The organism is Vibrio cionasavignyae (assembly GCF_050337155.1).
GTDB classification, from domain to species: Bacteria; Pseudomonadota; Gammaproteobacteria; order Enterobacterales; family Vibrionaceae; genus Vibrio; species Vibrio nomapromontoriensis.
Map to the genome: position 1 here is coordinate 23,450 of NZ_JAKJSR010000010.1, position 12,043 is coordinate 35,492.

The window sequence follows — 12,043 nt, forward strand, 5'->3', positions numbered from 1 at the left end:
GCTAACTTTCCTGTTGCATTGCTTCTAGCTCTTCCCATCGCTCGAAAGCAACGTCCAACTCTTGCTCTTTAGCAGAGAGTTTATCTAATATTGGTTGAGTCTCATCAACGGGTTTTGAGAAAAATTCGGCGCTATTCACAACTTCTTGTAATGAACCTAACTCTTCTTCTAACTGCTCGAGCAGCGCTGGTAGCGCTTCAAGCTCTCTTTGCAGTTTATACGACAGCTTTTTCGGTTTAGAGTTCACAGCACTCGTACTCTTTTTAGGTTCAACCGATGCTTTTTCGACCGTCTTTACGGGTTCTAAATCACGTCTGGCATTTTTAACCTGTAAACGCTGCTGTTGTGCATCATGATAACCGCCAACAAACTCTTCAATAACCCCTTCACCTTCAAAAATCCAGCTCGTGGTCACAGTATTATCAACAAATTGACGATCGTGACTCACTAGAAGCAATGTTCCTTGATAGTTGCCCAATAAATCTTCGAGCAATTCGAGTGTTTCGATATCAAGATCGTTGGTTGGCTCATCCAGAATCAACAGGTTATTGGGTTTTAAGAAAATACGTGCTAATAACAAACGGTTTTTCTCACCACCAGATAAGGCTTTTACTGGCGTGCGAGCACGCTTAGGAGCAAACAAGAAGTCTTGCAAGTAACTAAGGGCGTGTCGTTCACGACCACCTACCGTTACTTCTTGCTTACCGTCAGCTAAGTTATCAATTACTGTTTTTTCTGGATCAAGCAATTCTCGGTACTGGTCGAAGTACGCCACTTCCAGTTTAGTACCACACTTCAATTTACCTGAAGATGGTTGCAGCTTATCAAGCAACAACTTAATTAATGTACTCTTACCGCAGCCATTGGGGCCAATTAACGCGATACGGTCACCTCTCATTATGTTAAACGAGAAGTCCTTAACGATTGTTTTACCCTCAATATCATAGCTGAGGTTTTCTGCTTCGAAGACGATCTTACCTGAACGAACACCATCGTCGACTTTCAGGTTCACCTTGCCTTGCACTTCACGGCGGTCACTTCTTTCTTCACGAAGTTTCTTCAGAGCACGAACTCGACCTTCATTACGTGTACGACGCGCTTTTATTCCCTGACGAATCCACACTTCTTCTTGTGCGAGTTTCTTGTCAAACTCAGCATTTTGCATTTCCTCTACACGCAGCGCTTCTTCTTTCTCGATTAAGTACTGATCATAACGTCCAGGATAAGACACCAACTGACCGCGGTCTAAATCGACGATGCGCGTCGCCATCGAGCTAATAAACGCTCGGTCGTGAGAGATGAAGATGATAGAACCACGAAAATCTTTCAAAAACGTTTCAAGCCACTCAATCGTCGCAACATCTAAGTGGTTGGTCGGTTCATCAAGAAGTAATACATCTGGATCACAAACCAATGCACGTGCAAGTGCGGCTTTACGCTGCCACCCACCCGATAAATCCGTGAGTAATGTTGCGCCATCAAGCTTCAACGCAGCAAGAATATTTTTGATGCGGTCTTCAAAACGCCATGCACCTAAGACGTCTAGCGTATCTTGAATCTTCGCAAGCTTGTTAATGTTCTTTTCACTAGGATCATGAGCCACAAGGTCCAGCAATGCATGATACGCTTTCAATTGCTGACCAACTTCTGCAAGCCCTTCTGCCACGTAGTCTTCAACCGTCCCTTCTTGGTTACGCGGTGGATCTTGCTCCAAACGCGAAACAACAACATCTTGAGTGATTTGGAGTTTACCGTCATCCATAACGATTTCGCCAGCGATGACTTTCATCAACGTCGACTTACCGGCACCATTACGCCCAACTAAACATACGCGTTCATTTTCTTGAAGTGCAAAATCTGATTTGTCTAGCAACGGGTGATCGCCGAATGCTAGTTGTCCATTATGAATGGTAAGTAATGCCATTAAGGTTCAACCATTGTGTTAATTGATGAATATCGAAGGGCCAATTGAGCTCTGAAGAACCATATGAGATCACTGGAATAGTGACCCCGTAACGGCTAAAGAGCTCATCGTTAAATGCTATATCAATAATATCGAATTGTTGAGAAAGCCCGACGCGATGAAGTAATTCGGATGCCATCTCACAAAGATGGCATCCTTCCGTGCTGTATAAGGTCAGTTCCTTTGTCATTATATCTCTTAGCTCTTGTGAGTAATAAGCCAGCAGTTATGAATGTGTTTGTTACGTGAGAAATCAAGTGGCAACGTCTTATCTGAGATATTCTTCGCCTCTAGGCCGATTTCTGCCAATGCATCGTGATCCATCTTGAACAAACGCTTGTTATTGGAAAAGACTATGGTGCCATCCGTTCTAAGCAAACGCTTTAAGTTTTCCATCAACATAACGTGGTCACGCTGTACATCAAATGACTGCGCCATTCGCTTTGAATTCGAGAATGTCGGTGGATCGATGAAAATCAAATCATAATCGCTATTGGCATTTTCTAACCACTGTAGACAATCGGCTTGGATAAACTGATGCTGACTACCCACCTGTTTATTCAATTGCATGTTCTCTTTTGCCCACTCAAGGTAGGTATTAGACATGTCGACTGTCGTTGTGGACTTCGCACCACCTACTGCTGCGTGAACAGAAGCAGAGCCCGTGTACGCAAACAAGTTAAGGAAATCCTTGCCCGCTGCCATTTGACCAAGCTTACGACGAGTGATTTTATGATCTAAGAACAAACCCGTATCTAAGTAGTCATGAAGATTAACGATTAACTTAACACCGTATTCATTCACTTCCATGCGATCAGATTTCGCCGCCAACTTGTTGTATTGGGAAGAACCCTTCTTCTTCTCTCGCACTTTGATCACAACGTTGTTGGTTTCAATACCCGTCACGTTAATGCTTGCACGAATAATGTCCGTCAAACGACGCTTAGTCTTTTCTTCAGGGATATCTTTTGGCGCAGCGTATTCTTGAATAACAAGGTGGTCTTGATAGACATCGATAGCCACGTTGTACTCCGGAAGATCCGCATCATAGATACGATAACAATCTAGTTCTTCACGTTTCGCCCATTTGGCGATTTTTGCCAAGTTCTTTTTCAATCGGTTGGTAAAGTCTGGCGCGACAACTTGGTCGGTACGCTTTTCTGCAAGCTGCTCCGGTGAACGACCCGAAATTGAGTAATTCTTTTGGTGACACGGTAACGCACCATTATTTAGCTTAAACTGCTTATCAGCACGCATGCGCAAGCAGCTTAACAAGTCATCCGAACTAGAGAAGATAGACGCTTTACTTCCACCAAACTCGATTTTTAGTTGGTTACCGAATTCAGTGTAAAGTGCAATAAGACCAGGCTCAGTACCAAGACGCTCACCATAAGGTGGGTTACAAATAACAACGCCTTCTCCGAAACCCTCAGGTTTGGTCAATTTGCTCGCGTCGCCTAGCTCAAACGTAATCAAACTATCGACACCAGCTCGACGGGCGTTATCTTTTGCCGTTTGTAGTACCCGAGGGTCATTATCGAAGCCCCAAAACCTGCTGTCAGTCTTTTTGACACCGCGTCGACCTTGTACACTCGCTTCTGATTTTATCTCAGCCCACAGTTCTGGTTCGAAGTCTTCGTGCGATTCAAAGCACCAGCTTTTTCTCTTTACACTCGGTGCCATATTCGCCGCTAACATCGCCGCTTCAATAAGCAACGTGCCTGAACCACACATTGGGTCAAGCATGTTATCACCTTGGGTCCAACCACTTCGAGCAACGATTGCTGAGGCCAAGGTTTCACGTAAAGGTGCGCGACCTGCTTCAGTACGGTAACCACGCTGATGTAATCCAGACCCTACCATATCAAGGCCGAGAATAGCTTTGTCTTTATGCAGACGCACGTGGACACGAATATCAGGACTTTCTTTGCTGATGTTAGGGCGCGGAAGGCTTCTTTTATTAAAGCAGTCCACTACCGCATCCTTCACCTTCATCGCACCATATTGGCTATTACGAATTTCTTGGTTAGTACCGTTAAAGTCGACAATAAACTTCTTAGAGCTATGGAAATGATTAACCCAATTCACAGCAGACGCAGACAAATACAAATCCATGTCGTCTTGGCAGGTAAATTCAGCAAGAACTTTAACGAAGCGGGAAGCATATCGGCTCCACAGGCAAACACGATAGATCTGCTCATTGGTCGCTTTAAATTTCACTCCAGCCTGAACTGGATTGACGTTTTCAATCCCAAGTTGTTCAAGTTCACGGGCGAGTAGGTTTTCCAGCCCATTTGAAGTAACGGCAAGATATTGATTCATAGTGTATGTCTGACTGCGGAAAAATGGTGCCAATTATACCTGATAATGCGCCATCCCACTAACCAAACAAGTCGCTTTCATTAGGATTCTCGTTTATTTGCGCAAGCTTTAGTCAACTGAAAACTAACACCATGCATTTAACAGAACGTGATACACGCAACTGAAATCAAACCTAATTACATACCACTCAGCGATAGTGACTACTTATTCACTGTAAATCTGGACTACACCAGAATGAATTTACGACTGAAAGTTACTTACAAATATACATAAACGAGGAATTTATAGTGGCCAAATGGTATTTTCCCGTTCAGTATTTGCTCATTTTTTATCGTAAATTTCTGGTTAATTTTTGTTGATAGTCAAAATCTTGTAGGAGCAACGCTCTAAGAGATAGGAAAAAACGAGTGGGAATAATGTAGATTGCGTTGATACTGAGGAAACATAGGCAAAAAAAATCGACCCGTAGGCCGACTTTTATCGCTTGAACACTGTCATGTTCTTGAGACAAGCACCACTGCTTTCTCTTATGGCGTTGTTACGCCGTCTAACCAACCAGTGCGATTGGTTGTAGTGACGTCATGTAAGAATGAGCAGAAGCCATTCTATCATGCATCACTTTAATGCTTTGCCCGAACTGAACGTCCTTATTTGAGGTCAAGTTGAATGGGTCTAAATCAACTAAGGCGCATAAACTCGCGCTTTCCCCTACTTCCAACACAATAAAGAAACCAGAAGAGTATTGGTTGGTTAACCTGACCAATTCACCTTCTTCAGGTTGAAAGGAAACATCTTGATGGTCGAAGAACCAACTCTTAGGCTGTACTGGCTTATGAAAGCGCTTCGCGGCAACGCAGTATAGCGCTAGCTCTGCTTGTCGCGGCTCAGAGAGGTCTAGGTTCGCAATTTGGTCTTTATAGATTTGAAACGCGGACGCGTCATCAACTGTGAAGTTATTCTGACCCATCGCGCACTCAACTAAGAGTTTACGGGAAAGATTGGTTTTAAAAACCATTTCATCTCCCAAATCCAGCATCAGAGAATTCTCATCCTCATCCATATACCAGATCCATGTATCGCTGGGTTTAAGCATCGTTCCGTCTCTTATAACTAAAGAATAATCAGACTGTTAGGTAAAACGCTTAATTACCTTTTTGGTCAGTTGACTCTAATTCTACAAACGATTGAACAAAAAAAAAGGGGAAAACTATTCCCCCTCTCAATGGTTGCAACTTGGACAGAACTATCAATATATGAACATATTGATGGGCCTCTAACCGATATAGTCAGTATGTGCCCTACAGGTTTTTGACGATCTCTTTAACAAGCTTTGGTCCATGGTAGATAAAACCAGAGTACACTTGAACCAATTCAGCGCCAGCCATTAACTTTTCTTTTGCTGAAACATAAGAGTCAATACCACCAACGCCGATGATCGGCAATTGACCGTCAAGATACTTAGCTAGCAAACGAACGACTTCAGTACTACGTGATTGGACTGGACGACCACTTAAGCCACCAGCTTCATTCGCATGCTTCATGCCTTCGACAATTGAACGATCTAGTGTGGTATTCGTTGCGATAACACCATCAATCTTATTCTTAATCAATGAGTCACAGATTTGCTGTAATTCATCATCGCTAAGATCCGGAGCAATCTTTAACGCCAGCGGCACGTACTTGCTATGCTTCTCTGCCAGCTCAGCTTGTTTCGCTTTTAATTCACTAAGAAGATCATCAAGTGCTTCCCCATACTGCAGAGAACGTAACCCTGGAGTATTAGGCGAAGAGATGTTCACTGCGATGTAACCCGCGTGCTCATACACTTTTTCCATGCAGATAACGTAGTCTTCTGCACCCTTTTCAATTGGTGTGTCTTTGTTCTTACCAATATTGATGCCGATAATGCCGTCGTACTTCGCTTTCTTAACGTTTTCGACTAAGTTATCAACACCTAAGTTGTTGAAACCCATCCGGTTAATAATGCCTTCCGCCTCTACAAGACGAAACAGTCGCGGTTTATCATTACCAGATTGTGGACGAGGTGTTACCGTCCCTACTTCGACAAAACCAAACCCCATCGCACCAAATGCTTCAATACACTCACCGTTCTTATCGAGGCCAGCGGCAAGGCCAACTGGATTCTTAAACGTTAAGCCCATACATTCGACAGGACGATTTGGGAGATGTTGACGATAAGCTAAATCAAGAGGAGTGCCGGTAAAGCGCTTAAAATTTTGAATAGCGAGATCATGAGCCTTTTCGGCATCAAGTTGAAAAAAGCCAGTTCTGGCAAGACGGTAAAGCATTGTGCCTCCGATAGATAACCCGTGTAAACGGGGAGGTATTATTGACGCAAACGTTTGAACTTGCAATTGAGAATTCGCTTTTATTTACCAAAAGCAAATGTTTAGCAGAATAAGTAAGCAATTATTAAGTGACCGCGTCACCAAATAGACATCGACATAAAAAAAGCGCCCTATTTGGGCGCTTAGCTAACGGTGTAGCACGTTTCTTTGTATTTAGAGGCTCGTCGCACAATTGAGGTTAAGTAAACTCAACTCTCGCAATGCAACAGAGAACTTGGCAAATTCATGAACACTACCAACTTTAAACTCGTTAAGAATATTGTCCCAACGTTGTAAGCTAACCGCGTTTGTCTCCATCCAGTTATCAAGTGACAGGATCACGTCTTGACCCTCCCCACCACAACCGCACTTCAAAACTTGCGCAGTCAATTGGCGCTGTTGCCAATCTAGGTCTTCTCTAAATGCGGCTCTTGCAAGTGCTTGCCAATTATTGTCTACCGCCTGGCCATTAATTTGGTTAAGGAACCAATGCAACGATAGACGGTCTCCGAGGTGGAAGTACAATTTAGAAGCCTGTTCAACATCATAGTTTGCTTCCGCCGCTATCTCAGAGATATCCACCGCAGATAATAGACTCGATAACCTTGAGACATAGCTCGCGAGATCTTTATCAACTCCGCTTTCTATCCAGCCTTGAGCCTGAACATTATGCTCTGCAACTTCTTCATCTACGAGACATGATTCAAGTTTCTGCTCAATCTTAATGACGTTATCTCGATAACGTGCCACTAATTGCTCAACCGACTGTTTTCCAGGGCGGTTACGTAAAATCCATCTCGCTAAGCGACGTAACGTACGTCTCACGATAAAGAGCAATTCGTATTGAGCCTCGGAAGTCGCGATATTATCCAGTTTACGTATTTGCTCAAACGTAAACGCAAAACCATAAATTTCTCTTGATGCAGCGTAAGCATTGGCAATATCAACAACCGTCGCTCCCGTTTCTTCTTGCAAGCGAGTCACAAAGTTGCAGCCCATTTCATTAACCATTTGGTTTGCTAGGCCTGTGGCAATAATCTCAGCTTTAAGCGGATGACTTGGCATACTATCAATATAGTTACGGCGTAACAGTGATGGAAAGTATTGCGTAAGCTGTTGATTATGATAAGGATCATTGGCTATTTCATCCACTACCAGCTGTTCTTTCAATACCATCTTGCCATAAGCAACTAATACCGACAGTTCAGGACGAGTCATACCGATGCCCTGCTTTTCTCGCTCGAGTAAATCGTCATCAGCAGGAATGTATTCAAGCCCTCGATCAAGGTAACCGGCTTTCTCCAATGTATGAATGAAGCGGATCTGCTCTTTCATTAACGGAACACCTTGGTATTCGGTCACGGAGATTGATTCAGCTTGGCAATAAGCATCATCGAGAACAATCTCACCCACTTCATCTTCCATCGCTTCGAGTGTTTGATTACGTTGCTTGATCGTTAGATCGCCGCTAGATACTAAGCTATTCAGGAAGATTTTAATGTTCACTTCATTATCTGAACAATCTACACCACCAACGTTGTCGACAAAGTCGGTATTAACACGACCACCAGCGAGTGCGTACTCCACACGGCCTAGCTGTGTCATACCAAGGTTTCCGCCTTCTCCGACCACTTTTGCTCGTAAATCACTGCCATTAATGCGTAGTACATCGTTCGCACGGTCACCGACATCGGTATGCGTTTCTGCTGATGATTTGACGTAAGTGCCAATACCACCGTTCCACAAAAGATCCACTTGCATAGACAGAAGCATCTTAATGAGATCGTTTGGTGTCACTGAACTCTTCTTAGTGCCGATCATCTTTTGGATTTCTGGAGTCAGCGTGATCGATTTTGCTTTCCTAGGGAATATCCCACCACCTACTGAGATCAACTTAGGATCATAATCTTCCCAGCTTGAACGCGGCAGATCAAACAAGCGCTTACGCTCGATCCAACTTGATGCTGAATCTGGATTCGGATCAATGAAAATATGCATATGGTTAAACGCGGCTTGCATACGAATATGTTTCGATAACAGCATACCGTTACCAAATACATCCCCAGCCATGTCACCTACACCTATAGCAGTAAAGTCTTCATTTTGGCAGTCGATACCCATTTCACGGAAGTGACGCTTAACCGATTCCCAGCCACCTTTCGCCGTAATGCCCATTGCTTTATGGTCATAGCCGTTTGACCCGCCCGATGCAAACGCATCACCTAACCAGAAATTGTATTCTGCCGAGACTGAGTTGGCTAAATCAGAGAATGTCGCTGTCCCCTTATCCGCAGCAACTACCAAGTATGGGTCATCTTCATCATGACGTACCACACTCTTAGGCGGAGCCACCTCGCCTTCAATGATATTATCGGAAACATCTAGCAACGCGCGAATGAACTGCTTGTAACAGCGTTGGCCTTCAGCAAAGATTTCATCACGAGATGTGAGTTGAGGTTGACGCTTACAAACAAAGCCTCCTTTTGCACCAACAGGAACGATAACGGTGTTTTTCACCTGTTGCGCTTTCACTAGCCCTAGAATTTCTGTTCTGAAGTCTTCCTGACGATCGGACCAACGTAATCCACCACGCGCCACTTTACCACCACGTAAATGCACCCCTTCAATATCCGAGGCATAAACAAATATTTCAAAGGCTGGCACAGGTGCTGGAATATCTGGAATCTTAGAAGGTTGCAATTTAAGTGATAACCAAGGCTTGTGAAGTCCTTTGTCATCTTTCTGATAATAGTTGGTTCGCAGCGTTGCAGAAATCATCTCGACATAACGACGAATAATCCTATCGTCATCTAAACTTTCCACTTTATCTAACTGAACATCAATTTTGTCGATAACGCGTAACTGACCCTTCTTACTGCCTTTCAACGACGGCATAAATCGTTGAGAGAAAAGTTCAACTAAGTCTTTTGCAATTTCCGGATAGTGATTAAGCGTGTCTTCAATATAGTGTTGACTAAACGGAAAGCCAACCTGTCTCATATACCGCGCATAGGCACGTAGAATAGAAACTTCTCGACCTGTTAATCCTGAACCCAAGACTAAACGGTTAAAGCCGTCACTTTCTAGGTCACCAGCCCAAATAGAAGCAAACGCTTGTTGGAAACGATCGCGAGCTTCTCGAAGATCGACCACTGTTTCACTCTTGTGAAGCATGGCAAAATCAAGAATCCAATAGCTGCCGCCATCGCTCTTAATGACTTCATAAGGCGACTCACCAATAACACGAAGTCCAAGGTTCTCTAGCATCGGCATTACATCGGAGAGATGAATGGGCTCATCACGATGATAAAGCTTCAATTTAACTTCTTTTGAATCTGCCGCCGCTTCTTGTGGGCGATAGAACAACATCCCTAACTTGTTACTCTCACTTAACGCTTCTAGACGCTCTATATCTGCAACAGCAGACGTTGGCATCATGTCTTCCTTATACGAACGAGGGAATGCACGTGAATAGACTTTTGATAGCGGTAGGCCTTTGCTTTCACCAAAGTTAGCGACAATCGCTTCCGATAAACGATCATCCCAAGAGGCAGATACTTCCATTAAGTTTTGTTCGATCGCTTTTACATCGACATCCATGTTGTTGTTATCAACCCTTACTATATAGTGCGTTCGAGCTAACGGACTTTCAGAAAAATAGGTGGTGAATTCGACTTCTTGCTCGCAGCCAAAGTAGCTTTTTAAGATCCGCTGTGTATCTTTTCGAAGTTGAGTGTTGTAACGATCTTTACTCACATACACCATACAACTAAAGAAGCGACCAAATGGATCTCGGCGCACAAACAATCGGATCAAATCGCGATCTTGCATTTGAACGACACCCATCCCGATTTCAAGCAATTCTTCTTCTTTTGCTTGAAGCAGTTCATCTCGGGGGTAATTTTCAAGAATGTTTCTTAGTGCTTTATATGAGTATGAACCACTACGGTAACCACTTGAGGCTAAAATACGCTCCATTTTCTCGCGGATAAGTGGAATCGTTGACACGCTTTGGTTATACACTGCTGAGGTATATAGTCCAGTGAAGCGATGCTCACCAATAACTTTTCCATCTTTATCGAACTTTTTTATACCAATGTAATCGGTATACGCTGGACGATGTATCCGGCTTGCTTTATTACCCTTAGTAAGAATCAATAAGAAAGGCTTTTTCGCTTCTAACCTGGCTGAATCTGAAAAGTCCGAAATTTTAACCGCGCGAACACGTTGCTCACTAGAAAACAGCCCTAAACCTTTTTCTTCTGTCGGCTTAAGAATTGACTCACCATCTAGTTGAACCAAATCAAACTCTTTGTAGCCCATAAAGGTGAAGTTATGATCGCCTAACCACTGCAAGAACGCCATGGTCTCGTCAAAACGATCATCTTCTGTTGGCAACATCGCTTTATTCTTAAGTAGATCTTTAGTGATCGCCTTAAGCTTCTGCGACATCGGCTCCCAACCGTTAACCACCAAACTTGTATCTTCAAATATAGTGACTAACTCTTCTTTCAATGCCGTCATTTCTTGCTTATCGCTTAAGCGATCTACTTCAATATGGAAAATAGACTGTAGATGCCCTTTCTTCTCATTGACCGAAGTGATTTGTCCTTTCTCGTCACGTTCAAACTGAGTAGGACCATGCAACGTAATATGACAAGTTAAATCAAGTCGGTTGAGCGCCATTTTGACGGAATCGACAAGAAATGGAGAATCAGGAACCGCAATCTCGACAATGGTATGTGTTGACTGCCAGCCATGTTTACTCACCGCTGGATTAAAGACTCTGACCGAGATTTCATCGTGTTTCTTTTCGTTAAGGTGATGCCAAAGACTGATGACAGCACCATACAAATCGGATTCATTTCTTTGTAGCAAGTCATCTGGGGACACATTGCTCAAGATATGTTTGGCGAGTTTGGTTACTAATGGTTGCGCCGAGCTCTCAAGCTTCGACTCAATCAATTTGTAAACTTTCTCCAGAAGAACCGGGACAACGGGTTCGCGCGTGGTCATAGTAACGCTCCACTTTCTATTTTTATTGGGGGATAGGCTTGCTTTTATTGTAAAAGCTTTATTGATAAAGAGTTAATAAAATTTGGAATAAGTTGGAGAGAAAAGTTTGATAGTGTGACTGATGTACTTATTTATCTTGCTAGCAAAGCGACAAATTACAGTGAATCTAACCGTAGAAATTTATTGTTGTGGTCAGTTGTCAATCTAAAGCGACCTTTTATACCTATTTGTGTTAAATATGGGCGGAAACGAGCCGCGGGTAATTGGAGCTTTAGTCCACTTTCTGTAACGACCAAAATGTTCGCAGCATGCCCAGTGTAATGCTCTATAAATGCCTGATAACGAATATTCACGGAAAAATGATAATGAGTCATGTGAAAACTTGCCCTACCAA

Annotated in this window: 7 protein-coding genes; all 7 read right to left on the reverse strand. The window is 43.3% G+C overall.

Annotation, left to right across the window (positions count from 1 at the left end; translation table 11 throughout):
- Position 1 precedes the first annotated feature (1 nt).
- The 7 genes from L4D74_RS03370 to L4D74_RS03400 all read right to left on the reverse strand — a co-directional run bounded on the left by L4D74_RS03370 (position 2) and on the right by L4D74_RS03400 (position 12,023).
- Entirely contained in the window at positions 2-1,924 is a 1,923-nt protein-coding gene (locus L4D74_RS03370) for an ABC transporter ATP-binding protein (protein WP_428750714.1), read from the reverse strand.
- On the reverse strand, positions 1,902-2,153 hold the full coding sequence (locus tag L4D74_RS03375; protein ID WP_428750715.1) for a glutaredoxin family protein: 252 nt from the start codon (positions 2,151-2,153) through the stop codon (positions 1,902-1,904). Before L4D74_RS03375 ends, L4D74_RS03370 begins: the two co-directional genes overlap by 23 nt.
- A gap of 8 nt (positions 2,154-2,161) precedes the next feature.
- Positions 2,162-4,285 (reverse strand): bifunctional 23S rRNA (guanine(2069)-N(7))-methyltransferase RlmK/23S rRNA (guanine(2445)-N(2))-methyltransferase RlmL, encoded by a 2,124-nt coding sequence (gene rlmKL / locus L4D74_RS03380; RefSeq protein WP_428750716.1) that lies wholly within the window; start codon positions 4,283-4,285, stop codon positions 2,162-2,164.
- Positions 4,286-4,832: 547 nt separating this feature from the next.
- Positions 4,833-5,378 carry a cell division protein ZapC gene (locus L4D74_RS03385; protein ID WP_428750717.1) on the reverse strand — a complete coding sequence of 182 codons (546 nt, stop codon included), beginning with the start codon at positions 5,376-5,378 and terminating at the stop codon, positions 4,833-4,835.
- A gap of 205 nt (positions 5,379-5,583) precedes the next feature.
- The gene (pyrD, locus tag L4D74_RS03390; protein WP_428750718.1) at positions 5,584-6,594 is read right to left on the reverse strand and encodes a quinone-dependent dihydroorotate dehydrogenase; all 1,011 of its coding nucleotides are present in this window, start codon (positions 6,592-6,594) and stop codon (positions 5,584-5,586) included.
- A gap of 213 nt (positions 6,595-6,807) precedes the next feature.
- The gene (locus tag L4D74_RS03395) at positions 6,808-11,649 is read right to left on the reverse strand and encodes an NAD-glutamate dehydrogenase (RefSeq protein ID WP_428750719.1); all 4,842 of its coding nucleotides are present in this window, start codon (positions 11,647-11,649) and stop codon (positions 6,808-6,810) included.
- Positions 11,650-11,804: 155 nt separating this feature from the next.
- Positions 11,805-12,023, reverse strand: coding sequence for a DUF2835 domain-containing protein (locus tag L4D74_RS03400; protein ID WP_265672870.1), 219 nt, complete (start codon positions 12,021-12,023; stop codon positions 11,805-11,807).
- Between the last annotated feature and the right edge of the window lie 20 nt (positions 12,024-12,043).

Coding starts and splice junctions, on each gene's coding strand:
- L4D74_RS03370 (WP_428750714.1), bottom strand. CDS start 1,924: ATGGCATTACTTACCATTCATAATGGACAACTAGCATTCGGCGATCAC.
- pyrD (WP_428750718.1), bottom strand. CDS start 6,594: ATGCTTTACCGTCTTGCCAGAACTGGCTTTTTTCAACTTGATGCCGAA.
- L4D74_RS03395 (WP_428750719.1), bottom strand. CDS start 11,649: ATGACCACGCGCGAACCCGTTGTCCCGGTTCTTCTGGAGAAAGTTTAC.
- L4D74_RS03385 (WP_428750717.1), bottom strand. CDS start 5,378: ATGCTTAAACCCAGCGATACATGGATCTGGTATATGGATGAGGATGAG.
- rlmKL (WP_428750716.1), bottom strand. CDS start 4,285: ATGAATCAATATCTTGCCGTTACTTCAAATGGGCTGGAAAACCTACTC.
- L4D74_RS03400 (WP_265672870.1), bottom strand. CDS start 12,023: ATGACTCATTATCATTTTTCCGTGAATATTCGTTATCAGGCATTTATA.
- L4D74_RS03375 (WP_428750715.1), bottom strand. CDS start 2,153: ATGACAAAGGAACTGACCTTATACAGCACGGAAGGATGCCATCTTTGT.